Source organism: Parasulfitobacter algicola (genome assembly GCF_013315265.1).
Classification (GTDB): Bacteria; Pseudomonadota; Alphaproteobacteria; order Rhodobacterales; family Rhodobacteraceae; genus Parasulfitobacter; species Parasulfitobacter algicola.
Genome location: NZ_JABUFE010000004.1, coordinates 217,794 through 242,274 on the forward strand (window position 1 = coordinate 217,794; position 24,481 = coordinate 242,274).

General features: G+C 53.6%; 26 protein-coding genes and 1 pseudogene. 10 read left to right on the top strand and 17 right to left on the bottom strand.

The window, feature by feature from the left end:
- The first annotated feature begins 72 nt into the window (after positions 1-72).
- Together mutL and HRQ87_RS09335 are read left to right on the top strand one after the other, a co-directional pair.
- Entirely contained in the window at positions 73-1,890 is a 1,818-nt protein-coding gene (gene mutL / locus HRQ87_RS09330) for a DNA mismatch repair endonuclease MutL (RefSeq protein ID WP_174137582.1), read from the top strand.
- Positions 1,890-3,065 (top strand): DNA recombination protein RmuC, encoded by a 1,176-nt coding sequence (locus tag HRQ87_RS09335; RefSeq protein ID WP_174137584.1) that lies wholly within the window; start codon positions 1,890-1,892, stop codon positions 3,063-3,065. Before mutL ends, HRQ87_RS09335 begins: the two co-directional genes overlap by 1 nt.
- A gap of 163 nt (positions 3,066-3,228) precedes the next feature.
- Here the strand turns inward: HRQ87_RS09335 and HRQ87_RS09340 are convergent, their stop codons facing one another.
- The 9 genes from HRQ87_RS09340 to HRQ87_RS09380 all read right to left on the bottom strand — a co-directional run bounded on the left by HRQ87_RS09340 (position 3,229) and on the right by HRQ87_RS09380 (position 12,617).
- Entirely contained in the window at positions 3,229-3,549 is a 321-nt protein-coding gene (locus HRQ87_RS09340; protein WP_174137586.1) for a DUF1801 domain-containing protein, read from the bottom strand.
- 29 nt (positions 3,550-3,578) lie between these two features.
- Positions 3,579-3,842, bottom strand: coding sequence for a VOC family protein (locus HRQ87_RS09345; protein ID WP_246251969.1), 264 nt, complete (start codon positions 3,840-3,842; stop codon positions 3,579-3,581).
- 289 nt (positions 3,843-4,131) lie between these two features.
- Entirely contained in the window at positions 4,132-5,445 is a 1,314-nt protein-coding gene (locus HRQ87_RS09350; RefSeq protein ID WP_174137588.1) for a M16 family metallopeptidase, read from the bottom strand.
- Positions 5,442-6,785 carry a M16 family metallopeptidase gene (locus HRQ87_RS09355; RefSeq protein ID WP_174137590.1) on the bottom strand — a complete coding sequence of 448 codons (1,344 nt, stop codon included), beginning with the start codon at positions 6,783-6,785 and terminating at the stop codon, positions 5,442-5,444. The genes HRQ87_RS09350 and HRQ87_RS09355 overlap by 4 nt, the downstream gene beginning before the upstream one ends.
- 82 nt (positions 6,786-6,867) lie before the next feature.
- The gene (locus tag HRQ87_RS09360) at positions 6,868-7,395 is read right to left on the bottom strand and encodes a DUF3035 domain-containing protein (RefSeq protein ID WP_174137591.1); all 528 of its coding nucleotides are present in this window, start codon (positions 7,393-7,395) and stop codon (positions 6,868-6,870) included.
- A 54-nt stretch (positions 7,396-7,449) separates the two neighbouring features.
- Positions 7,450-7,926, bottom strand: a complete 477-nt coding sequence (gene lspA / locus HRQ87_RS09365; protein WP_174137594.1) for a signal peptidase II — start codon at positions 7,924-7,926, stop codon at positions 7,450-7,452.
- Between the two features lie 10 nt (positions 7,927-7,936).
- Positions 7,937-9,526 (bottom strand): bifunctional phosphoribosylaminoimidazolecarboxamide formyltransferase/IMP cyclohydrolase, encoded by a 1,590-nt coding sequence (gene purH / locus HRQ87_RS09370; protein ID WP_174137596.1) that lies wholly within the window; start codon positions 9,524-9,526, stop codon positions 7,937-7,939.
- Between the two features lie 15 nt (positions 9,527-9,541).
- Positions 9,542-11,272: a heparinase II/III family protein gene (locus HRQ87_RS09375; protein ID WP_246251973.1), complete on the bottom strand. Its 1,731-nt coding sequence runs from the start codon at positions 11,270-11,272 to the stop codon at positions 9,542-9,544.
- Positions 11,273-11,345: 73 nt separating this feature from the next.
- A complete protein-coding gene (locus HRQ87_RS09380) occupies positions 11,346-12,617 on the bottom strand; it encodes an RsmB/NOP family class I SAM-dependent RNA methyltransferase (RefSeq protein ID WP_174137598.1) in 1,272 nt (423 codons plus the stop codon).
- Between the two features lie 68 nt (positions 12,618-12,685).
- Here HRQ87_RS09380 and HRQ87_RS09385 point away from each other — a divergent pair, with 68 nt between their 5' ends.
- The gene (locus HRQ87_RS09385) at positions 12,686-12,862 is read left to right on the top strand and encodes a DUF1674 domain-containing protein (RefSeq protein ID WP_174137600.1); all 177 of its coding nucleotides are present in this window, start codon (positions 12,686-12,688) and stop codon (positions 12,860-12,862) included.
- A gap of 164 nt (positions 12,863-13,026) precedes the next feature.
- On the opposite strand, the gene HRQ87_RS09390 is transcribed toward HRQ87_RS09385, so the two are convergent.
- Both HRQ87_RS09390 and HRQ87_RS09395 read right to left on the bottom strand, forming a co-directional pair.
- The gene (locus HRQ87_RS09390) at positions 13,027-14,016 is read right to left on the bottom strand and encodes a Stealth CR1 domain-containing protein (RefSeq protein ID WP_174137602.1); all 990 of its coding nucleotides are present in this window, start codon (positions 14,014-14,016) and stop codon (positions 13,027-13,029) included.
- A 143-nt stretch (positions 14,017-14,159) separates the two neighbouring features.
- Entirely contained in the window at positions 14,160-15,026 is an 867-nt protein-coding gene (locus tag HRQ87_RS09395; RefSeq protein ID WP_174137604.1) for a branched-chain amino acid aminotransferase, read from the bottom strand.
- A 146-nt stretch (positions 15,027-15,172) separates the two neighbouring features.
- On the opposite strand from HRQ87_RS09395, the gene HRQ87_RS09400 reads away from it, so the two are divergent.
- Together HRQ87_RS09400 and HRQ87_RS09405 are read left to right on the top strand one after the other, a co-directional pair.
- Entirely contained in the window at positions 15,173-15,679 is a 507-nt protein-coding gene (locus tag HRQ87_RS09400) for a MarR family winged helix-turn-helix transcriptional regulator (RefSeq protein WP_174137606.1), read from the top strand.
- Positions 15,676-16,377, top strand: a complete 702-nt coding sequence (locus HRQ87_RS09405; RefSeq protein ID WP_174137608.1) for a response regulator — start codon at positions 15,676-15,678, stop codon at positions 16,375-16,377. The genes HRQ87_RS09400 and HRQ87_RS09405 overlap by 4 nt, the downstream gene beginning before the upstream one ends.
- Positions 16,378-16,440: 63 nt before the next feature.
- On the opposite strand, the pseudogene HRQ87_RS09410 reads toward HRQ87_RS09405, so the two are convergent.
- Together HRQ87_RS09410 and HRQ87_RS09415 are read right to left on the bottom strand one after the other, a co-directional pair.
- A pseudogene (locus HRQ87_RS09410) lies at positions 16,441-16,890 on the bottom strand (IS5/IS1182 family transposase); the annotation flags it as partial.
- A 56-nt stretch (positions 16,891-16,946) separates the two neighbouring features.
- Complete coding sequence (locus tag HRQ87_RS09415; protein ID WP_174137610.1) at positions 16,947-17,135, bottom strand: hypothetical protein; 189 nt, start codon at positions 17,133-17,135, stop codon at positions 16,947-16,949.
- Positions 17,136-17,314: 179 nt separating this feature from the next.
- On the opposite strand from HRQ87_RS09415, the gene HRQ87_RS09420 reads away from it, so the two are divergent.
- Positions 17,315-17,785 (top strand): GNAT family N-acetyltransferase, encoded by a 471-nt coding sequence (locus HRQ87_RS09420; protein WP_246251976.1) that lies wholly within the window; start codon positions 17,315-17,317, stop codon positions 17,783-17,785.
- Between the two features lie 25 nt (positions 17,786-17,810).
- Here the strand turns inward: HRQ87_RS09420 and HRQ87_RS09425 are convergent, their stop codons facing one another.
- The 4 genes from HRQ87_RS09425 to HRQ87_RS09440 all read right to left on the bottom strand — a co-directional run bounded on the left by HRQ87_RS09425 (position 17,811) and on the right by HRQ87_RS09440 (position 20,862).
- Complete coding sequence (locus HRQ87_RS09425; protein WP_174137787.1) at positions 17,811-18,878, bottom strand: bifunctional transcriptional activator/DNA repair enzyme AdaA; 1,068 nt, start codon at positions 18,876-18,878, stop codon at positions 17,811-17,813.
- A 70-nt stretch (positions 18,879-18,948) separates the two neighbouring features.
- Positions 18,949-19,686, bottom strand: a complete 738-nt coding sequence (locus HRQ87_RS09430) for a hypothetical protein (RefSeq protein ID WP_174137612.1) — start codon at positions 19,684-19,686, stop codon at positions 18,949-18,951.
- 126 nt (positions 19,687-19,812) lie between these two features.
- Positions 19,813-20,103 carry a DUF1244 domain-containing protein gene (locus HRQ87_RS09435; protein WP_174137614.1) on the bottom strand — a complete coding sequence of 97 codons (291 nt, stop codon included), beginning with the start codon at positions 20,101-20,103 and terminating at the stop codon, positions 19,813-19,815.
- Between the two features lie 18 nt (positions 20,104-20,121).
- Positions 20,122-20,862, bottom strand: coding sequence for an N-formylglutamate amidohydrolase (locus HRQ87_RS09440; RefSeq protein WP_174137616.1), 741 nt, complete (start codon positions 20,860-20,862; stop codon positions 20,122-20,124).
- 129 nt (positions 20,863-20,991) lie between these two features.
- Here HRQ87_RS09440 and pyk point away from each other — a divergent pair, with 129 nt between their 5' ends.
- The 4 genes from pyk to pheS all read left to right on the top strand — a co-directional run bounded on the left by pyk (position 20,992) and on the right by pheS (position 24,391).
- Entirely contained in the window at positions 20,992-22,437 is a 1,446-nt protein-coding gene (gene pyk / locus HRQ87_RS09445; RefSeq protein ID WP_174137618.1) for a pyruvate kinase, read from the top strand.
- 116 nt (positions 22,438-22,553) lie between these two features.
- Positions 22,554-22,754, top strand: coding sequence for a 50S ribosomal protein L35 (gene rpmI / locus HRQ87_RS09450; protein WP_174137620.1), 201 nt, complete (start codon positions 22,554-22,556; stop codon positions 22,752-22,754).
- Between the two features lie 12 nt (positions 22,755-22,766).
- Positions 22,767-23,129, top strand: a complete 363-nt coding sequence (gene rplT, locus HRQ87_RS09455; protein ID WP_174137622.1) for a 50S ribosomal protein L20 — start codon at positions 22,767-22,769, stop codon at positions 23,127-23,129.
- Positions 23,130-23,317: 188 nt separating this feature from the next.
- On the top strand, positions 23,318-24,391 hold the full coding sequence (gene pheS / locus HRQ87_RS09460; RefSeq protein WP_174137624.1) for a phenylalanine--tRNA ligase subunit alpha: 1,074 nt from the start codon (positions 23,318-23,320) through the stop codon (positions 24,389-24,391).
- Positions 24,392-24,481: the final 90 nt, after the last annotated feature.

Consider the following 24,481-nt stretch of genomic DNA (forward strand, 5'->3'; position numbering starts at 1 on the left):
TGCATCACAATATTCAAACGGATTGCAAAGTGTTGTGGCAGACTCAGACAATGGCATGCTATAGCTTGTGCCATGCCGAACGCTGACCCCAAAATAAGCCCCAAACCAGTCATACGACAGCTGGATGAGACGGCGATCAACCGGATTGCTGCGGGCGAAGTTGTTGAACGGCCCGCATCCGCCGTCAAAGAGCTGATCGAGAACGCAATTGATGCCGGTGCCCGTCGAATAGACGTGGCAATTGCGGACGGCGGCAAAACCCTGATCCGCGTTACAGATGATGGCTGCGGTATTGCGCCAGATGAATTACCGCTTGCCTTATCGCGTCATGCGACATCGAAAATTGACGGATCAGATTTGCTGAACATCAACACCTTTGGCTTTCGGGGCGAAGCTTTGCCATCCCTTGGCGCTGTCGGGCGGTTAACAATCACATCGCGCATGCACAAGTTCGATGCCGCCCAAATTACAGTCGCGGGCGGCAAGATGGATCCCATTCGCCCCGCCGCTCTGACCAGTGGCACTGTCGTTGAATTGCGCAATTTGTTCTATGCGACCCCTGCCCGCCTGAAGTTCATGCGATCAGACCGCGCTGAAACCCAAGCCATCAGCGATGTGGTCAAGCGCCTCGCCATGGCCGAACCCTTTATCAGCGTCACTCTGCGCGACGTGACCAGCGGTGGCGAAGGCCGCGTGACTTTTCGCGCCGATGCTGAAACCGGCGATCTGTTCGATGCCCTTTACGGACGTCTGGCCCGTGTCTTGGGCGCTGAATTTGCAGAAAATTCCCTGCGCATTGATACTGAACGCGAAGCTATACACCTGACAGGATATGCAGCCCTGCCTACCTATTCCCGCGGCGCGGCTGTCGCGCAGTTTTTCTTTGTGAACGGTCGCCCTGTACGCGACAAGCAATTGCATGGCGCGTTGCGCGCGGCCTATTCCGATTTTCTAAGCCGTGATCGCCACCCGGCGGTATGTCTGTTTATTGACTGCGATCCACAGCATGTCGATGTTAATGTTCACCCCGCAAAAGCCGAGGTCCGATTTCGCGAACCTGGTGTTGTGCGCGGCCTGATCGTGTCAGGTCTGCGCCATGCCTTGGCAGATGCAGGACATCGTGCATCGACCACTGTGGCAGATGCAACTTTGGGCGCGATGCGCGCTGCACCAACTGGCGCACGGGTCTATCAGATGGACCGTCCGTCTGCTCAGGCCATTCAAACGGCTTATGATGCGCAAGCGCCGGGCTTTCAGGAAACCGCAGCTGTTTTCGCCCGCATGGAAGAACCTGCAGAAGAAAACTCTAACTCTCCACTTGGTGCTGCCCGCGCGCAAGTGCATGAAAATTACGTCATCGCGCAGACTGCAGATGGCATCGTTATTGTGGATGCCCATGCCGCCCATGAACGTCTGGTCTATGAAAAGCTGAAACGCCAGATGTCTGAAAATGGTGTCGCAGCGCAGGCGCTTTTGATCCCCGAAATCGTTGAACTGTCGGATGGCGATTGCGCCCGTATTCTGGCACATACTGCCGATCTGCAACGCTTTGGCCTTGGCATTGAACCTTTTGGCGGTGGCGCCATAGCGATACGCGAAACCCCGGCCATATTGGGTCAAGTCAACGCAACTGCAATGATCCGCGATATTCTGGATGAACTTGATGATTTGGGCGAAACCCAGTCTTTACAGGACCGGATCGAGGCGATCTTGAGCCGTGTCGCCTGTCATGGTTCAGTGCGCACGGGCCGTCGTTTGCGTGGTGACGAAATGAATGCGCTGTTGCGCGAAATGGAGGCGACACCGCATTCCGGCCAATGCAACCATGGGCGACCGACCTATGTCGAACTGAAACTCAGCGATATTGAACGGCTGTTTGGGCGCACATGATGACAATCCAGTTTGGCGATATCGAATATGCGTTTCAAAATTCCCTGTTGATCGCGGGCGGGATTATTGTCTTCGTGGTTTTGCTTTTTCTGATCCTTTTGATTATGGCTGTGCGCGCCGCCGGACGATCTGCCCGCATGGCTGAACCCCTTGCAATGCATATGCAGGGACTTGGCCAACGCGTTCAGATGCTAAGCGATGGGCAACAGCAATTGGCCGGTGGTCTTACCCATGTCAGCGAAGCGCAAGCAGCCAGTCAGGCGAATATGCTGCAGCTGATGGAACAACGGCTTGGGGCGGTTACACAACAGTTAAACGAAAATCTTCAAGGATCATCCAGGCGCACGGCGCAATCGCTTGGGGATTTGCAGCAACGGCTACAGACAATCGATAAGGCCCAAGACAACATCACCAAACTATCGGGCGATGTGCTTAGCCTGCAAGATATCTTGTCAAACAAACAGACCCGCGGTGCCTTCGGGGAAATTCAATTGAATGATATCGTCAGCAAGGCCCTGCCATCCGACAGTTATACGTTGCAGGCCACGCTTTCCAACGGCAAACGCGCGGATTGCCTGATCCATCTGCCTAATCCGCCCGGACCGATTGTTGTCGATTCAAAATTCCCGCTGGAAGCCTATGAAGCGCTGCGTAATGCCAACACCGACTGGGAACTGAACGAAGCGGCCAAGGCTTTCAGAATGGCTGTCAAAACACACATCAAATCAATTTCAGACAAATACATTATCGAAGGCGAAACGGCTGATGGCGCATTGATGTTCCTGCCGTCCGAGGCCGTCTATGCCGAGTTGCATGCCAACTTTCCTGCCATTGTGCGCGACAGTTTCGAAGCGCGCGTCTGGATCGTTTCGCCGACTACATGCATGGCCACGTTGAACACGATGCGCGCGATCCTGAAAGACGCCCGTATGCAAGAACATGCAGGTGCTATTCGCAAAGAACTAGGCCTGCTTTATGCAGATGTGGATCGTCTGGGCACCCGTGTCGAAAATCTGGATCGCCACTTTGGACAAGCCGCAAAAGATATCTCGGACATCAAGATTTCAGCTGACAAAGCCGGAAAACGTGCGCGCCGTTTGGACAATTTTGATTTTGAGGAACTTCAGCCCGACCCTGCTCCGAACGTTGTAAAACTTGAGACGAAAAACGAATGACCGTTCTTACTGACAAAAATACTTAGATCCCAAGCATTTACAGTTGTGAAACGTCGTAAATTTATGATCCGATGCCGCGGATTCTCTGAATCCTGTCAACAGGCCGCGTGACGCAATACTGATCCAAACGTCAAACATTTCTGATCTGATCCATTCTTTTGCATCAAGGCTCAAGGGCTTGCTTTAGAAAACGCCTCGTGCCTTTCGCATCAACGTCATCTACACTCATAAACTTTAGATGGCGGCGGCTCTTACCTTTTCCTTCAAGAAATTTGTCTGGATCATCGAACAACGAACCCTCTGAAAACTCCAATGAAACATGATCTTTGTATGAAAAAATCCCACCCACAAATTTACTATCGTCATTTGGATCAAGCGCTATTACTTCCCCGCCATACTTGGGAACATAGCGAACATCTGGCTCAATTTGGTCGATGATTTCCTTTATAGCATTTGTGATGTCTTCTGATTCAGTGTTGTCCATAATTTGCACCCCGATCCCGTTTGATAGCTTTAGTTTTCAGACCAAACAGCCATTTCGTTGCCACCCGGTTCTTTAAAGTGAAAGCGGCGACCGCTGTGGAAATCAAAGATACCGGATGTGATCTCAGCATCTCCAGACTTTACCTTTTCCAACAAGTTTTCAAGATCGTCTGTTTGCATAACTGGCAACGGCGCGCGAAGATCACCTCTCTCAATACCACCAGCAGTGCCGGCACCCTGAATGTCTTTATAATCATCATCGTAATCTATAAATTTCCAACCGAACACATCCACAAAAATGTCTGGTTTTTTCTAATTCAGGCGAAGTCAGTTCTAAGAAATTCAGCTTAGTAGATGCATCTTGTGTCACGACGATCATCCTCATCAATCCCCGCTCACATACGAAAACTAAAGCAATGGGTTATAATGAGTAAGCGCCTGGCTCAATCGTACTGTCAGCAACGACACTTCGAGATCAATCCGAAAGTCTGGTTTTAGGTGTTTGGGTCAGTCGTTGACGTAAAGATCAAAGTTATTTGACGTTCAATAACAATACCCTAAACTAAACCAGCGTCACCCTTTCTTAATTCGTCGTTTCCAGACCTGCCGGCTGACCAACCACCACAAAATGCAAGTTTTCAGGCTGCAATACCCGCGCGGCGACGCGTTTGACGTCCTCTAGCGTTACGGCCTCGACCTTGGCATTTCGGGTCGCGATATAATCAACAGGCAGGTCCTGCATCTGCATCCCGACCATGATGTTCGCAATCGGTCCATTTCCATCAAATCGCAGCGGATAGGCGCCGGTCAGATAGGTCTTGGCGCGGTCCAATTCATCCTGAGTAACACCTTCGGTCGCCACTTTGAACCATTCCGCTTGGATCACTTCAATTGCTTCTGCAATCCGATCATTCGCTGAAGCAACCTGACCAAGCACCAGTTCTGCATGATCCCGTGGGGCCAGATATGAATAAACACCATATGTCAGACCGCGCTTTTCGCGCACTTCTGTCATCAAACGGGCCTCAAACCCGCCGCCGCCAAGAATGACGTTCATTACAAAGGCTGCGAAAAAATCATCATCATCGCGCGTGATGCCCTGATGACCAAAGCGTGCAACGGATTGCGGCGTGTCAAACGGCACAACTGTCACACCCCCGGTTAGGAGATAATCTGCCCGAGGCGGCATGTTTGCGCCAGTCTCAGGTAAATCACCCAAAAGAGTGTCCAGCAATGTGCCCAGCTCTTCGGCCGAAATATCACCAACGACCCCCACATAAAGACGATCTTTTGCCATCACACGGTTTTTTGCTTCGATCATGTCATCACGGGTTAGGGACGCAACTGTTGCCAAAGTCCCGTTGATAGAACTGCCATAGGGATGATCGCCAAAAGCAAGGCGTGCAAATGCATCGCCAACAATTGCTTCAGGGTCTTTTTCATCTGATTGAATGATCGATAAAACCTGCGACTGGACCCGGTCAAGAGCACTGTCGTCAAAGCGCGGCTCAATCAAAGCAGTACGCAAAAGCTCGATAGCTTGATCACGATTTTCAGTCAAAAACTGCGCAGACACAGACATGGCATCGTCGCTCACGTCAAATCCGTAACTGGCCGCCAGACCATCGCGGGCTGCGGCAAATTGACGAGCGTCCATGTCACCGGCGCCTTCTTCCAAAAGCGCAGTCATCAGGTTCGTCGCACCGCGCTTGCCGTCAGCATCCAGACTGGCGCCGCCTTTAAAACGGATCTCAAGCGCGGTGAATGGAATAGAGTTTTCCTGCACCAGCCAAGCTTTAATACCACCGGGTGACGTCACTTCCTGAATTTCAACTTCGGCCTTTGCGGCAACAGTGGCCATCGCCAATGCGGCAGCCATGAAAAGAGCGCGGATCATTGAAGCACCTCAGCGTCTTGTTGTGGTTTCATCAGCCAGCCTGTGACGGCCTTGTCTTCATCGAACACCATTTCTGCAGCGGCAATAATATCTTCTTCGGTGACGGCCTGCAGGATATCTGGCCACGCCTGAATATCCTCAACCGTCAGCCCACTGGTCAGACCAGCCCCATATCGCCGAGCAACCGAACCAACGTTATCACGTTCATAAATCTGCTCGGCACGCATCTGCATTTTCAAGCGGTTCAAAGCTTCGGTATCCACGCCTTCGGTGATGAAATCCGCAACCGCCTGATCCAGTGCATCTTCGGCCTCTTGCAGGCTGATGCCTTCGTTCGGTACGATTGCCAGTCCAAAGGTCGTATCATCCAGGGACACGTCGCTATAGAAAGCGGCGGTGTAAATGGCAGTTTGGCTTTCAAATTGCAGTTTCCGACCAAGAAATGACGTCGCGCCTTCACCACCCAGAAGCTCGGCCAACATGACCAAAGCTGCTGCCTGTTCCTGTGCGCCACTGTCACGTTCAGGCGCCAGATAGGTGCGTATCACATAGGGCTGGGCCACGCGCGGATCTTCGAACTTAATACGGCGTTCCGCACGCTGCGGCGGTTCTTGCGGGCGGGCCCGTTCGGGCAGATCGACCGTAGGTTCCAACACACCGTAATGCTTTTCAGCCAGAACACGCACCTCTTCCGGGGTCACGTCGCCAGCGACAATAAGAATGGCGTTGTTCGGGGCATAATAGGTACGATAAAAATCCATCGCATCATCCATCGACAATTGTTGCATCTCATGCTTCCAGCCGATGATTGGAATGCTGTAGGGGTGGTTTAAATATTGTGCAGCACGACGTTCTTCGCCAAACAGTCCTGCCGGATTATTTTCAGTGCGTTGGTTGCGTTCTTCCAGAATAACATCACGTTCCGTCAGGATATCACTTTCGGTCAACTGAATATCGCGCATCCGGTCGGCCTCCATCGTCATCATCAGATCAAGCCGATCTGCTGCAATGCGCTGGAAGTATGCTGTGTAATCCCAACTGGTAAACGCGTTATCGGTCCCACCATTTTCGGCAACCACTTTGGACAACTGCCCTGATTCCATATCATCCGTCGCCTTGAACAGCAGATGTTCTAGAAAATGCGCGATGCCGGATGCGCCGGGCGGTTCGTCAGCGGCACCGGCGCGATACCAGACCATATGGACAACAGCCGGGGCACGATGATCTTCGATCACCACCACATCCATTCCGTTATCAAGGGAAAACGTGGATACGAAATCCTGGGCCCAAGCGGGCAATGCCATCAATGTAAGACCAAAGACTGCAAGCAATCGACGCATCAAAATTCTCCGTTCATCATTTCGGATATAGCTACGCCTTTGTCGCTGCGGTTCAAGACATCTGGCGAAGATGTGAGCGATTTTATTCTTCAACCGGCAAAGGTGGGGCCGCAGGGGTACGCACACCCAACCGGCGGAACCGTTCCAATTCACGGTAACTGTCCAGCGTCAAAGGCTCATACGCCTTATAATACACATTGACGTTAAATGCGCGTTCAAGCGGCAGACCACGGTTGCGGCGGCGGAATTCAAGATCTTCGGCGGCCAGCGTTTGCCGGATTGCGGCGTCACGTCCAAACCGCGACGTGTGGCTGACAATCGCCGCATCAGCTGCCGGAATGCCACCGGCACGGGCGCGGTTCGGATTACCACCAAGGGCTGCAATTGCGTCAGCTTTGGGCTGTGGATCTGTGATATTGCTACCGCCGGGTGTCGGTGTGGGCAGCTGCGCATAATTTGGCGGCTCTTCCAGCGGTTTTACGGGCAAAACGCCAAACTCATCAGGCCCTTCCCCAGTGGATTGTACGTTCATCAATTCAGGATCGCCCTGATCGCAAGCGGTCAGTCCGAAAACGCTGATCAAAACAATAATGCCAAGCGACGCACGCATCGCGGATCTCCTCAATTTATAATAGTTGCGTTCTAACCCATTCGTTTTGGAAGGTCACGCAGTCTTCTTTGTCCCGGTAAACAGGATCAACCCAATGGCCCCAGCAAAGATCGAAATATCTGCAACATTGAATGCATAAGGGTTTTCAAGACCGCAGCACGACATGTTCAGGAAATCGGCAACCGCACCATAGATGATCCGATCAATCGTATTGCCCAAAGCCCCACCAACCAACAAACCCGCAGAGATATAACCCCATCGCCCTGGTTTTTCGCGTTTCATCCAAAAAACAACCAAAGCTGAAATCACCAAAGCAACGGCAACCCAAATCCATCGCATAAACTCTGGCGCATCTGCGCCGCCCAAAAGACCGAAGTTGATGCCATAATTCCACGCCATCCTCAGATTTAGGAATGGTGGAAAAACATCAATGGACCCAACGTTTTTAAGATTCAGATACTGGACGATTAGATATTTTGAGGCCTGATCAATCAAGAAAATCCAGAAACTTGTCCAAAACACCAATTTCATGTCGTGCCCCTTAATGCCGGAAATGGCGCATGTTGGTGAAAACCATTGCAAGGCCTGCGTCATCTGCGGCTGCAATCACCTCGTCATCGCGCATGGATCCGCCCGGTTGGATAACGGCAATTGCGCCTGCGTTGGCTGCTGTCAGCAACCCGTCAGCAAACGGAAAAAATGCGTCTGATGCCACGACTGACCCTTGGGTTGGGGATGCATCCAAACCCAGCACCTGCGCCATATCTTCAGCCTTGCGCGCCGCGATACGGGTGCTGTCAACGCGGCTCATCTGACCGGCACCCACACCCACGGTGGCCCCGTCTTTTGCATAAACGATCGCGTTGGATTTCACGTGTTTTGCCACTTTCCAGGCGAACAAAAGATCAGCAAGCTCAGCATCACTTGGCGCTTTCTTTGTAACCACTTTCAGATCATCCAATGTGATATGGCCATTGTCCTTGTCCTGTACAAGGAAACCACCAGACACCTGTCTTACGGTCATCGCCGCTTGCGCAGGATTGGCCAGTCCGGGCGCAATCAACAGACGCAGATTTTTCTTTTTGGCAAAAATATCCTTGGCATCCTGATGCACGCCAGGGGCGATGACAACTTCTGTGAATATCTGCGAAATCTCTTCGGCCGTTTCACCATCCAGTGGGCCGTTCAAAGCGATGATGCCGCCAAATGCACTGGTCCGGTCGCAGTCAAAAGCACGAGCATAGGCATCTTTCAGCGTCTCGCCCGTTGCAACGCCACAAGGGTTTGCGTGTTTGATAATCGCACAAACGGGGCCATCTTTGGGTAGAAATTCCGACACCAGTTCAAAAGCGGCATCGGTGTCATTGATATTGTTATAACTCAGCTCTTTACCTTGTACCTGCTTAGCCGTTGCCACACCGGGGCGGGCACTGCCGTCGGTATAAAAGGCGGCCTGCTGATGAGGGTTTTCACCATAACGCAGGGTTTGCGCCAAAGTTCCGGCGAATGCGCGGCGACGTGGGCTGGTATCGCCCAAAGCCCCTGCCATCCAAGCCGAGACCGCTGTATCGTAAGCGCCAGTACGGGCATAGGCCGTCGCCGCCAGCTTTTGCCGGAACGAATAGGACGTCGCGCCATCGTTTGCATCAAGCTCAGCCAGCAAAGGCTGATAATCATCAACGTCGACCACCACATTGACAAATTTATGGTTTTTGGCCGCCGCCCGGATCATTGCAGGACCGCCAATATCAATATTTTCGATGCAGGTGTCATAATCGGCACCTTTGGCGACGGTTTCCTCGAACGGATAAAGGTTTACCACCAGCAAATCGATCCCGCCGATATCATGATCCAGCATGGCTGTGACGTGATCATCATTATCACGCAGGGCCAATAGGCCGCCGTGCACCTTGGGATGCAGTGTTTTGACTCGACCATCCATCATTTCCGGAAAGCCTGTTATCTCGGCCACATCTTTGACGTCCAGACCGGCATCGCGCAGTGTTTTGGCGCTGCCGCCGGTCGACAAAAGCGCAACCCCGCGATCAGCCAGCGCCTGACCCAGTTCTACAAGCCCGGTTTTATCGGACACAGAAAGCAAAGCGCGGCGCACGGGGTAAAGATCGGTCATGTCAGGTCCTTTAGATTAACGCAGGATCACAGGGCCATCATGTTCAAGATCGCGGATACTGTTCGGCGTATCCTTGGCCTTGGACAGCGACCAGGTGACTCGGGTCGCATATGTCATTGACCGGGTACTAAGGACAACCTGCTTTGTGGGACGTGGATGCAATCGGCCCTTTTCCAGATACACGCTCGGCTCAAGTGCCATCGTTGCTTTGCTGTCATGGCGAAACACCCACACTTCGGTGCTTTTCAGAGTTAGCGATACGGCCTTGCCGCCCATATCCAGCGATGCAGTCACGTCGGGGTGCAGATGAAAGCGAACCTGAAACAGAACACCTTGTAATAAAGTCTTATCCAGAACGGCGTCAAAGCGGGCTTTGTGCAGATCATTCACAGCCGTCAGCGCATCACTACCGGTAATGTTGCGACCATCCGGCGACAGTTCAAGCTGGCGAATGTGATACAAACCATGACTTGCCGCATAGCCATCATGGGCTGCTTCAATCATGATACTGCCATTGTCCGCACGGATCAGTTCGACCGGAACTTTATCAGGCCCATCGTTCAGAAAATCACCGCCCGCTGCGATACGGGCCGAAGAATGCCCTTCGATCCCAAGGGTTGAATGTGACGGTGTGGCGCGGCCCGCGCGCGCCCAATCGGTACCGAAACTGCTGCCTTCACCGCAATTCACGATGACAGGACGGCGACCCGATGTCATCTCAAACGCCAAGGTCGAAGCATGGCCACGTGTCTGGTCAGGTCCCATCGGTGGCGGTGCCACATCCATGATCAGGCTGGTCCGTCCAGTGGCCAGGCGTTGGTAACCCATAACCGACCCAGATTTGCTGCGCGTCTTTACACCTGATTGTGACAACGCGCGATCCAGACGCCCATCCAACCCGCGCCCACCGCCATGGAACCGGGCCAACCCACCATCGGCTTGCCGCAATGCGCGCAGGACAGGTGCAATGCGTTGAATGGTGGCGATATGATCGTCATGCGGCATATGTTGCGATTGCTCAAGCGCCGCTGCGGCCCAATTCAACAGCGTAAAAATATCCAACAGCTCTTCTGCGTTCCGGCTTTCGATACCGCCGTCGCTGTCGATCAGGCCATCGCATTCTTCTGCCAAAGCATTCGCCGCAGATTCTCTGTATTTATCGAACCCTTTCAGATGCAAGCCTGCGTAAATCAGCCCCGTCAATGCCTCAAGCCTTGGTAACCCGGCTGGCGTTGCGTGCCATCGCCGTGATAGGAAAAATGCCTGCTGAGTGAGTGATTTCAAAAATGTATCTGTATCGTCATCATCTGCACCGCGGGTCAAAAAACCGGCATGATTGATCCAACGCATCACGCGACGACCCACCAGTTCAGGCGCCCACCCGTCACCCTTGGCGCGACCAAATTCAGCAATCCATTGCTGCACCCAATCCTGTGCCACATCACGGGCCACACTGTCACCGATCGCGGCCAGATCGTCCAACCAGGCAAAGCCATGACGGGCATCATTAAAGGCGGGTACGGGGCTGCGGATTTGCCAGATTGTCTTGGTGCCTGCGTGAATCAGATGCCCGGCCAGCATGATCTTGCCCGACAGCAGATGCCGCCCCTTGGCATAGCTGCCGATTGTGCGTGGCTCAGGCGGATTGACCAGACCAAATGCCATCCGGGACCGCGCCGCACGCCGAGCGTGCCTGCGGTTCTGCCAATGCGCAAATCGCGCAGAAAAACTGGTGTCCTGGGTCAATGGAGTAAGGCCTGCCCCGTTATTTTATTTCGAACCAGATATACAGAACAGGCCGCAGAGTCATAGCTGAAAATCAATCCGCGATTTTGAGACATGCCATATAAAATCCGTCCATTCCCCCTTGGTCGGGCCAGAAGTCTGGCCGCAGACGTAAGCCACCTTCCTGCGTTATCCAGTCGGGATCAACCCCTTGGATGTTCAAGGCGTCATGATCTACCGAAATATTGCTATGTTGTTGTAATATATCATCAATTTGGCACTCACCTTCGTCGGGCAAAAGGCTGCATGTGCAATAAACCAAGCGACCACCGGGATTAACCAAAGTTAAGGCGTGCTGAAGCATGCGTGCTTGCAGATTGATCAAAGTACCGAAATCGGACCCATCCTTGGCATATGGCAGATCGGGGTGACGGCGCATTGTGCCGGTGGCCGAACAGGGCGCATCCAGAAGAATGGCATCAAATTTTCCTTGATATTCAAGGACATCTGCAACAACGACGTCCGCCTCAAGACCACAGCGATCCAGGTTTTCCTGCACGCGGGCCATCCGCTTTTCCGAAATATCAACCGCCACAACATCAGCCCCGGCAGCGGCCAGTTGCAGGGTTTTGCCACCGGGGGCAGCGCACATATCCAAAACTTTTTCGCCCGGTTGCGCATTCAGAATACGGGCGGGCAAGGCGGCGGCGGCGTCCTGAATCCACCAGTCGCCCGTGTCATATCCGGGCAGGCGCGATACCTGGCCTGCGTCTTGCAAACGAACTGTTCCAGTTGGTAGCGCAACGCCATCTGTTTGTTTTTCAACGCTTTTCGTATCGCTTTTTGGTGTCAGATCCAGGGGCGCGCCTTTGGCGTGAGCGACCTCAATCTTTTGAATTGTGGAATTTCCATAGGCTTCGATCAGCGGTTTGCGCAGCCATTTCGGCATTTGGGGCGACGGCAATTTACCCCATTCTTCGGGCGCAACTTCAGACACGCGGCGCAAAACGGCGTTCACCAAACCTTTCATGTGCGCGGTGTGGCGGGTCTTGCCGACGATGGTGACGGCCGCATTGACGACCCCGTGCGAGGCCTCTTTCTGTACACACAACTCAATCACACCAAGACGCAAAATATTCATAACCCTTTGATCTGGCTTCTTTTTCAGAAAGGGTTTTAGGACTCGGTCCGCACTATCAAGGTGGCGCAAAGTGACCATCGCCAGACGTTGCGCACGGGCACGATCATCAGAGGGTAGCTTATCAAGGGTGCCAATCAGTTCGGACATCAGGCGACCGTCTTGCAAGACCCCATCCAACAGGTTCACGGCGGCCAAGCGGGCTGCAATATGTTGATTTTGTTGCATGTTTTCTTTCTTGCAGGATCACGGGCGCGGGTTATATCAAGGTGTAGCACCGCACAAGGATAAATGCGATGAGCGATAAGACAAAAGACCTGCCGCCCGCAGCGCAACGCGCCCTGGCCGAAGCAGAAGAGCGCCGTAAAAAAGCGCAAAGCCTTGAATTGCCAAAAGAACTTGGGGGCCGCAATGGGCCGGAACCCGTGCGATACGGCGATTGGGAAAAAAAGGGTCTGGCCATAGACTTTTAACGCAGCGAACTGTGTTTTGTATATTTTGCCATGCGTTTTGTACCAAATTTTTTGTACAAAGTTTTTTGCGAAATACACAGCCTTATGGCCGAACATCCAAGATGTTCGCGCACTAAAACCGGGGTATTTTCCCAAATTTACCTAAAATGTGCATTTTAAACATTTTAGGTATCCGGCTGACAGGGCCGATCCGGCGTGGCACCGATGGCGGTGGAAATCCATTCGCGGGCTTCGGGAATTGCATCCTCAAGCTGGGGCAGATCATTGATGCATAAAAACTTAATCCCGGCATCGGCAACGCCTTGCAAAACGGTCCGGGTTTCTTCGGTCGCGCCATCAGTGCCCTGACCGCTTTTGATGTGCAGATGATCCATCGCTTTTTCGATGATTGCGCTTTGGTTGGCAATGCATGCGTGGTTGTGCAGACCCTGCGGCAGAAACTGGCCAAGATCGCGAAACCGGTGGCTAATATTGGCGATGAAAGCATCGCGGTACTGATCAAATAGCTGCGCCATGACAGACCGCACCATGGGGTGGACCACATGGGCAGTTGCGAAAAGCCGGTTTGCATCAAAGCCCATAAGACGTGCTGCCTTGATTTGCATGAAGTGATTGAATTTCGCGGGATCACGGCGCAGGTTGGCGTTGCGATCTATGTCGCTGTAATCCACCCATTTGCCACGCAAAACAGGTTTTGAACCACGAAAGACATCGGTCGGGGACAGGGGGGCCGTCAGAAAAACATCATCGTTGAAATACAAAAACCGATCGCTTAACCCATCAATTCGCCAGATCATGCTTTCGATCGCAAGCGAGTTGAAGGTCGGTAGCACGCTGTCAAAGCCCGCGAAAATATCGCGGTGAAACGAGAATTTAACCTTGGCGCGCAAACTGTCGGACAGGCGGGACAGATCGGGGATGTCGGTGTCGATGACGATCCAGATTGTGCGGATCCAAGGTGCGTGGTTTTCGATGGATTGCAGACAATACAGGATTTCATCATTGCACGCCCAACGATGTGGGTTAATGGCATTTTCATGAAGCGGCGTTTGGGCCTGACCCATGTATATATCGCGCTTGGCACGATGGGCCGGATCGTTTCCATCAACCCAGGTTACAACGGCGTCGATGGGGTGAACATGGTCTTGGTACATATGGAACTACTGTTTTGCATGCCACATTTGCAGTGGCAGACATAGGTACATAGGGCGCGGCCAAAGGTTTGCCAGACCATGCATTTTTCTGTCACGGTGTGGCGATCCGACCAGTGGGTGGGTACACGGCCGAGTCTTTGGTTTTAAAGGCGGACCAGCTTTTCATAGCCTTCGGCAATATCACGGGTCAGGGCGCCGACGTCAAAGTTATAATCGCCGATCTGGCCCACTGGCGTGACCTCGGCCGCAGTACCGGTCAGCCAGCATTGCTCAAAGCTTTCCAGTTCTTCGGGCATGATGTGACGTTCGTGAACCTTGATCTGGCGGTCGCGCAGCATACCGATGACGGTCTGGCGGGTGATCCCGTTCAGAAAGCAATCAGGGTCAGGCGTGTGCACTTCACCATCTTTGACGAAAAAGATATTGGCCCCCGTCGCTTCGGCGACATAGCCGCGATAGTCAAACATCATGGCGTCGGAACATCCCTTGGCTTCGGCGGCATGTTTGGACATGGTACATATCATGTAAAGCCCGGCGGCCTTGGCATGTGACGGGATGGTTTCAGGGCTGGGGCGTTTCCATTTGCTGATGTCCAGCTTGGCACCGCGCATTTTGGCGTCACCATAGTATGCACCCCATTCCCATGTCGCGATGGCCATGCGCACGGGGTTGCGCGCAGATGCGACACCCATATCTTCGCCCACACCACGCCATGCAACGGCACGGACATAAGCGTCGGTCAGATTGTTGGCGGCTAGGACTTGCATCTTGGCGGCTTCGATTTCATCGACGGTCCAGGGGATATCGAAGTCGATCATATTGGCCGATGCTTTCAGCCGTTCGGAATGCTTGCGGGATTCGAAGATTTTACCGTTATAAGCCCGTTCCCCTTCGAACACGCTTGAGGCATAGTGCATCGCGTGGGTCAGGATATGCACATTCGCATCGCGCCAATCGATCAGTTGGCCATCCATCCATATTTTGCCGTCCCGGTTGTCGTATCCTGACATTGCTGCCTCCTACCCTTTGCATTTATTTCACAAAATACGTCCGTTTCGGACATATTATTGCGCAAAATCTGATGATCGCTATCAATTGATTCTTGGAATGTCAACAACACTGACATAAAGTGCCTAAAAATTAAAAAGAGGATACCATGGCTGATCCCACGGGACACAACGGTGGCGAAAGCCTGCTTTTCCTGACAGATGAGCAATTGCGCAAGGGGATCGAGGCGATGTTTTTCGCCTATCGTGGCTTCACGGCGGACCCGGATCGCATTCTTTCGGAAAAATCTTATGGCCGTGCGCATCATCGGGCGGTACATTTCATTCACCGCGCACCGGGCACCACAGTGAACAACCTGCTGGCCATTCTTGGGGTTACAAAGCAATCGCTTAATCGTGTTTTGCGCAGTTTGATAGAAGATGGTCTGGTCGAAAGTCGGGTGGGAAAGAAAGACAAAAGGGAAAGGCATCTGTATCTAACCGAAACGGGCGAAGCACTTGAGCGCGAGCTGAGCGCTGCCCAACGCACCCGGATGCGCGCGGCCTATCGCGCGGCAGGACCGGATGCTGTACAAGGATTTCGACAGGTGCTTGAGGCCATGATGGACAGTGATATGCGCAAACATTATCTTGCGATGAAGGATAAAACCGTATGAGTATGGATGACGCGCATCTTTTGATTGTTGACGACGATGAACGCATTCGCGGGCTGCTGCAAAAGTTCCTGATGCGTCAGGATTTTCTGGTCAGCACCGCACGCGATGCCGCCCATGCGCGGCGGGTGTTAAGCGGGTTGGAATTTGATCTGATCGTGATGGATGTGATGATGCCCGGTGAAGATGGTATCAGCCTGACCCGGTCACTGCGCGAAACGGTGACGACACCGATTTTACTGCTAACGGCCAAGGGCGAAACCGAAGACAGGATCGCAGGGCTTGAGGCGGGTGCCGATGATTACCTGCCCAAACCGTTCGAGCCGAAAGAGCTGTTGTTACGGATCAACGCGATCTTGCGACGCGTTCCGGCATCAGACAAAGCCGATATTCTGCCCAAGGTGCTGCATTTGGGCCAGATCCGCTATGATATTGAACGCGGCGAATTATGGCAGGGCGAGGATCTGGTGCGCCTGACGGCCACCGAAATTCAGCTGATGCGGATTTTTTCGGCCTGTCCCGGCGAAGCGGTCAGCCGTTCAAAACTGGTCGAGGATCTGGGCCGCGACAAAGGCCAGGCCCAGGAACGCGCCGTGGATGTGCAAATCACCCGGCTGCGCCGCAAACTGGAAGCCGACCCCAAACAGCCTCGCTATCTGCAAACCGTCCGCGGCGCAGGCTATATGCTGGCGCCGGATTAAGGGGCGTTTGCGGGCAGGGGCGAAATGACGTTCTGAGAATTTCTCTTTGGTGGCTGTCGTTTTATACAAATCGAACCTCTCTTTAACGCGGTTCAGCATCGTCTTGGTCGACCCGACCTCGGCTTGTCGGATTGAGCGGGTCGCTTTCCACATCAACAAGGACGCCGTGGTCGGTGTCGATCAGGTAGTTGTCGGAATAGGCAACGAATGCGTTCGTCATTGTCTCTCGGACCAATGGCGTTTCAAAGGCTCATCCAGCGTGCCGAGATACTCGCGCACCGCGCGGGGTGCGGCACCGACATCAATCCGACCGGCGTCCCATTCTTCCTTCGAGGCAGAAAGCTGTTTGTTCGCGTCCGCCTCGATCAAACTCGCATCAATGGCCATGCGCTGGCCGCTGACCAGACCTTCCGCGATGCAGCGCGCCACGGTTGTCTCGAACACATGGCGCAACAGATCGCTGTCCCGGAAACGACCGTGCCGGTTCTTGGAAAAGCTCGAGTGGTCAGGGATCCGATCAAGGAAGAGTTTTTCAACAAAATAAGCTGTTAGGGAAAGCGTGCTTGGATTTACGTATCAACCGGCAAGCGCAAACCTGCGCTGGATGCGATTAGCTTTGTAATCGCCGCATCGTCTTCATGCCCCAATCCCGCATCCGCGGCAGCCCGATACTGATCAAGCGCTGTTTGGGTCAGCGGCAATGGCAGCTTGGCGGTGTCAGCGCGAATAATCAATCCAGTTTCATAGTGCTCGTTCATGATATGAAGGTTGTCAAAGGCAGCAGATGGGAAGCAGTTGGCGGATAATAACGTTTGGGAACGCCATGCAGAAGGCTTGAGGCAGAGTTTGCGCGTCAGTCGATGGGCAGTTTTGGTGACGCGGTCAAGTTTGTGTTCTTGTTTTCACCAATGTTCCAATACATCATTACGGAGGCAGATTGGAGAAAACAACAATGATCGTAAGGGACGGTATTCCCGAAGATGTGGAACAAATGAGCTCGTTTCTTCGGGAATTGACTGCGTCAGGAAAGAGAACAAGACCCGATGACGAGGCCTTCGTGCTAGCGAACTATATCAACGATCCAGACAAAATCTGCTGTTCAGTGGCTGAGGACGAAGGAGTAATCTTGGGATTTCAGTCTTTAAAAAAAGCGAAAGAGGGCAACCAATGGGGCGTCGAACCGGGGTGGGGTATTATTGGTACCCACACAAAGCCTTCCGCTGCTCGGCGCGGCGTGGGTCGCGCACTTTTTGATATGACCCGAAAAGCAGCAGACGAAGCTGGATTATCGCACATTGATGCGTCAATAGGCGCAACAAATTCAGAAGGGCTGGCATACTATGAAGCCATGGGTTTTCGTACGTATCGAACACTGGAAGGTACGATTTGCAAACGGTTCGATGTCTGAGTGAAATGCTGATGGTCAGCCGTGTTTAGCTGCTAACACCCAACCGCGCGTATTTGGCTTCAAGTTCGATCAGTTGCTGTTTGCGCCACAGACCACCGCCATAGCCGGTCAGGGATCCATCTGCGCCGATCACGCGATGACACGGGATAACCAGCGCGATCTGGTTGGCGCCGTTTGCGCGCGCGACAGCCCGTGACGCCGTTGGTTGCCCGATGGATTTGGCAAGCTGCCCATAGCTGCGTGTTTCGCCAGCCGGGATATTGCGAAGTTCGCCCCAAACCTTTTTCGCAAATTCCCCGCCATGCAAAGCCAACGGAACGGTGAAATCGGCACAGGTTCCGGCAAAAAAAGCCTGAAGCTGGGCTTCAAGAAGATCGACAGGCGCGTTGCGGCCAAACCCCAGTTTGCCGTGACACATCTTGGCAAGCGCCTTCAATTCACGGGGCAACGCCTTGCGATCTGCAAATTCAAGCAGGTGGATCGCGGATTTGTCGCTGACCACAATCATTGATCCAAGCGGCGTTTCGATCCAATCGGCTTTCAAAACTGGTTCCCCCGAAAACCGCCCCGGGGCTTGCCCAAGCAGTTTGCCAAAAGCCGCGCGGAACGCACTGGGGGATGCGAACCCGGCATCCAGTTGCGCGTCGATCACACGGCCGCCCGTGGCAAGCGTTTCAAATCCTGAGCGCAACCGGGTCAGACGTGCCATTTCAAGAAACGTGATGCCAAAGGACCGTTTGAACGCACGTCGCACGGTCGATGGATCAAGGTTAAGGCGCTGGATGTCATCTTCGGTCCAGCGGCGCGACAGATCTTTATCAAGCTTGGCCAGCAATACCTGTACCGTGGGGTCTGATTGCGCGGCTGTTTTCACCGGGTGGCACCGCTTACAGGGGCGAAAGCCGGCCTCCATACACTCTGACACGGTTTCGAAAAACCGGCAGTTTTCAGGTTTGGGTTTGCGGGCAGGACACGTCAAGCGACAGAATATCCCGGTCGAGGTGACACCCACATAGGCACGCCCGTCATATGCGCTGTCGCGCGTCAAAAGGGCTTGATAGAGAACATCGTCTTTTGGCAAATCAAACATCATAAGGTCACTATAACGTGGCCCGATCATGCAGGTCGCCCAAAATCGGGCATTTATTTGAGATAGTTCAGATCTAGCCGATCACAACGTTCCGACGGCTAAGCTGTTGCGCTGCAACGCCCTTCAGAATGGCGACAACACGCCCTGCATAGATCAGATTTGCACCACTTCCGTCGGCACGGTCAACGGCGGTCCAGGTTGTGTGATCGCCTTCTGTGTCCAGCTCAAGCTTTTCGACGCTGGGATCAAAATCATCGATCACCATCATCTTGGTTGTGCTATTTCCAGCAGTATCGGTATCAAGCAGAATACCGGCCTTGTCCGCTTCGCCAAAATCAGCGTCATTTTCGATGCGCTGGAAATGGATTTTTTCGATTTCAAAAAAGGGAAAACCGCGCAAGATGGCGATGTTTTTCTTACCCACAAACAAAAGTGTGTCGCCAGTATCGGTTATATTGGTGGCCAGATCGCCCTTTAGGCTGGTCATCACGCTAAGCCGTCCATCGCGCGACGGGCTGTAATTGTCGATCATCACCGCATCATCATTGGGGTCACGCGCCACGATTGCATAAAGTGGTTCTTCCTTGCGGGTATTAAGGGATGGATCATCCGAATTCGCTTGCTGCAGCACAGAGTCGATAAAGCTTTCTTCGCTTTTATCCAATTCAGGCAGTGGGTCATTTACAGGGGCGATGGGTACAGTGATATCTGCAGGTGCTGTCAGATCAACCGCATCAGATTTACTGCGCCAATAGATCAGCACGCCAAGAACCAATGCAATAAAAGCAAACCCTAATATAAAAAGTTCCATCACCACCTCGCCTGACTTATGTCCAGGATCGGGAAACCCCCAATCCATTGCCTGGGTGGGGTGATCCTTTTCGGTTTTGCGGTTTGAGGCAAGGATTTAAACCGACGCTAGGTCAAAACACGCCGATCAGCTGTGGCTTTCCTTGAATGCAGCGGCCGCTTTGGGGCTGGCTTCGGTCTGATATTTGTCACGCCATTCATCGAACGGCATGCCATAAAAAGCAGCGCGCCCTTCTTCTTTCGACATCTCAATCCCGCGTTCATTCGCGGCTTCCTGATACCAACGGCTAAGGCAATTGCGGCAAAAGCCGGTCAGGTTCATCATGTCGATGTTTTGCACATCCGTACGTTCGGCAAGATGGTCACGCAAGCGGCGAAACGCGGCGGCTTCCAGTTCAATGCGGGTTTGGTCATCCATATCAGTGGCTCCTTTGATCTATATTTGTGCCGCAGACAGCGCATGTTCAAGCATCGGGGCCAAACGGGCAGCCCAGGCTTTTTGCGCATCATCCGATTTGATCAGATCGTTGCGTAATTCTATCAAGGCGTTCGGACGGTTGTGGGCCAATGCGTGTTTATCGATAGCGTCACCTGGCAGGTGCCCGGCATAGGGTTCGTTATCGCCCACACACAGATCCGCTTCTTCATTCAATCGTGCAATCAGCGGGCGGGCCAAACGATTATCATGGGCGTAAAGAATGCCCACCTGCCAAGGTCGCATCCCGTGGCCGTTCAGCGCGGGCGTGAACGAATGCACCGATACGATCACCACATCATCGCGCCGCTCACACATTTCGGACAAAGCCGCATGATAGGGGCGATAGTATGCCGCCAGACGATGTTCGATTTCGACCGCATCCGCATGACGGTTGCCCGGGATGATCGTGCCGTCATAGATCTTCATCAACAGCGTAGGGTCATCTTCACCACGGTTCGGATCAATCACCAGACGCGAAAAATCAGATAAAACAGCGGGGCTGTTCAAAAGCCGTGCCAATTCGCGCGTGACACCCGCAGCCCCCACATCATAGGCGATGTGACGTTCCATATCTGCGTCCGACAATCCAAGTGTGCCGCCATTTACCGTTTCCGGTACACGGTTTGTGGCATGATCACATGTGACCAACCAGCGGCCCGGTCGATCTTTGCCCAAGATATGATAAGGTGCGTCAATCATTCATCGTCTCGTAAATTTTGGTTTTGTTCCAATAGGACAGTTGAGACCAAATAGGAAATACGTAATAAGACGGATAGGACTGATAGCGATAACAAAGCCAAAAACAATGGCAATAGGGGATGGTTAGACATGAGACGCCTGCGCAATGTTAAAATCGTGGCAACTTTGGGCCCGGCTTCAAATGATTACGAAATGATCCGTGCCCTTCATGAAGCGGGTGCAGATGTGTTTCGTCTGAACATGAGCCATGGCGATCACGAAGAAATCCGCGTGCGTCATCAGATTATCCGGCAGGTGGAAAAGGATCTGAACAGCCCCATCGCTATTCTGGCCGATCTTCAGGGGCCAAAGCTGCGTGTTGGCACCTTTGCCAATGGCAGCGAAGAACTTGAGGTTGGCGCGTCTTTCCGGCTGGACCTGGATGATGCCGAAGGAACGCTGGACCGTGTCACCCTGCCACATCCTGAAATTTTCGCGGCCCTTGAACCGGGCGCGTCGCTGTTGGTCAACGATGGTAAAATTCGCCTGAAGGTCAAAGATTGTGGCAAGGATTTTGCCAATTGCGAAGTGATCGCGGGCGGGACGATTTCAAACCGTAAGGGTGTGAACGTACCTGATGTGGTTTTGCCGTTGGCCGCTTTGTCGAAGAAAGATTTGAAAGATCTGGAATTTGTCTGCCAGCTTGGTGTTGATTGGCTGGCTTTGTCCTTTGTGCAGCGTGTCGAAGACGTCGAACAGGCGCGCGAACTGGCCAATGGCCGGGCGGCAATTCTATCCAAGATCGAAAAACCGGCAGGCGTGAAAGCCTTTGACGAAATTCTGAAAGCCAGCGACGGGATTATGGTCGCCCGGGGCGATCTGGGTGTTGAGCTGCCCGTGCAAAACGTGCCGCCCATCCAAAAACAGCTGGTGCGCAAATGCCGTGCGGCCGCAAAGCCTGTGATTGTCGCGACCCAGATGCTGGAAAGTATGATCGACAGTCCGATGCCGACCCGTGCGGAAGTCAGTGATGTGGCCACAGCGATTTACGAAGGCGCCGATGCGATCATGTTGTCAGCGGAATCCGCTGCTGGCAGCTTTCCGGTTGAAGCCGTAACCACAATGAACAACGTCGCAGCCGAGGTTGAAAGCGATCCGATCTATCGTGAGATTATCGAAGCGTCGCGCAGCGCCAATCGGACCAGCGTGGCAGATGGCATTGTTGCAGCCGCCCGCGAAATTGCCGAAACAACCGATATTAAGGCAATCTGCTGTTTCACACAATCTGGTACAACAGCGGCCCTGACCGCCCGTGAACGTCCGCGTGTTCCAATCATTGCGCTGACATCACTTAAGGGAACCGCACGGCGCTTGTGTCTGACGTGGGGGACGAATTGCGTCATGACTGGCGAAGTGGAACGTTTTAAAATGGCCGTCGTATCCGCCGCACGCGCGGCCCGCACCGAAGGCTTCGCGACCGAGCAGGATCAGATCGTCGTCACCGCAGGTGTTCCATTCAATGTGCCCGGCACAACCAATATTCTGCGCGTGGCCCCGTGCGAAGAACGGTTGATCTATCGCACCGATCCGGAATAACGATTTTACTTGCCTCGACCGACACGCCGTCCTATACGGCGCATCTTAATCCCGTGTGAGCGGCCAATGTGGCATGCCGAATCGCACTTGAACCGTTTGAATAACAGGAGACGGAAATGCCCAAGATGAAGACAAAATCGAGCTGCAAAAAGCGGTTCAAAGTGACGGCCAAGGGCCGTGTCAAAGCAGGTCAGGCCGGTAAACGCCACGGTATGATCAAGCGATCCACCAAATTTATCCGCGACGCGCGCGGGACAACCATTCTATCGGCCCCTGACGAGAAAATCGTCAAGTCGATGATGCCATATTCGCGCTAAGGGGGATCCAGCATGTCACGTACCAAAGGTGGAACCACAACCCACGCCCGTCATAAGAAAGTCACTGATGCTGCGAAAGGCTATTATGGCCGCCGCAAGAACACCTTTAAGGTGGCGCGTCAGGCTGTCGACAAAGCTAATCAATACGCAACACGCGATCGCAAGAATCGCAAGCGCACCTTCCGCGCACTGTGGATCCAACGGATCAATGCCGCCGTCCGATCCCACGACGAAGCACTGACATATTCGCGCTTTATCAACGGTCTGGCCTTGGCCGGGATCGAAGTTGATCGCAAAGTGCTGGCCGATCTGGCTGTGCATGAACCCGAAGCGTTTGGCGCCATCGTTGATCAGGCAAAAGCCGCGCTGGCGTAAACTCGGTACAGAGTTTTGAAGTCAAAAGCCGCGTGCCCTCGGGTATCGCGGCTTTTTCTTTGCAGGGCGCTCATCAAGCCCGGACGGGCTTTCTTCGCGAGAAGGGCCCGCACCGGGTCCGACGAGCAGCCCTTGAATTCAGATGGTCCTATAGGTAGCAGGACAGCAACGCATATTGGAGGGGTCCGATGGACGATCTGAGGGACAAGTATCTAACCGCCATTTCCGGCGCCGCGGATGAAGCCGCACTGGAAGATCTGCGGGTGCAAGCCGTTGGCAAAAAGGGCGAGATCAGCCTGAAAATGCGCGAGTTGGGCAAGATGACCGCTGAGGAACGTCAGACAGTTGGCCCCAAGCTGAACGCGCTGAAGGACGAAATCAACAGCGCATTGGCTGCCAAGAAAGCAGGGCTGGCCGACGCCGCACTGGATGAACGTTTGCGCACCGAATGGCTGGATGTCACGCTGCCGGGCCGCCCCCGCCGTCAGGGCACGATCCACCCGATCAGCCAGGTGTGGGAAGAAGCCACGGTGATTTTCGCCGATATGGGCTTTGCCGTTGCCGAGGGCCCGCAGATCGAATCTGATTGGTACAACTTTGATGCGCTGAACATCCCCGGCCACCACCCCGCGCGGGCCGAAATGGACACGTTCTATATGCACCGGGCCGACGGCGACAACCGCCCGCCACACGTTCTGCGCACGCACACCAGCCCCGTGCAAATTCGCAGTATGCAAGATCAGGGCGCGCCCCTGCGCATCATCTGCCCGGGCCGTGTGTACCGTGCGGATTACGACCAGACCCACACGCCGATGTTCCATCAGGTCGAGGGGTTAGCGATCGACAAAGACATCAGCATGGCCAACCTGAAATGGGTGCTTGAGGAATTCTGCCGCGCGTTTTTCGAAGTGGATAACGTCGAACTGCGCTTCCGCGCCAGTCACTTTCCCTTCACCGAACCGTCAGCCGAGGTCGACATCCGCTGTTCCTGGGACGGCGGCCAGTTGAAAATTGGCGAGGGCGACGATTGGATGGAGATCCTTGGGTCCGGCATGGTCCACCCCAAGGTCCTGCAGGCGGGGAATATCGACCCCAATGAATGGCAGGGCTTTGCCTTTGGCATGGGCATCGACCGGATCGCGATGCTGAAATACGGCATCCCCGACCTGCGCGCGTTCTTTGACAGCGACCTGCGCTGGCTGAGGCACTACGGCTTCAGCAGCCTGGATCAGCCAACGCTGCATGGGGGATTGAGTGGTTGAGCGGAGAGGTAATCTCACTGGTCCTGTCAGGCATCGCACTAGCAATGTCTGGTTGGACTTTTTGGACTACGCAAGTTCGACGTGGGACTG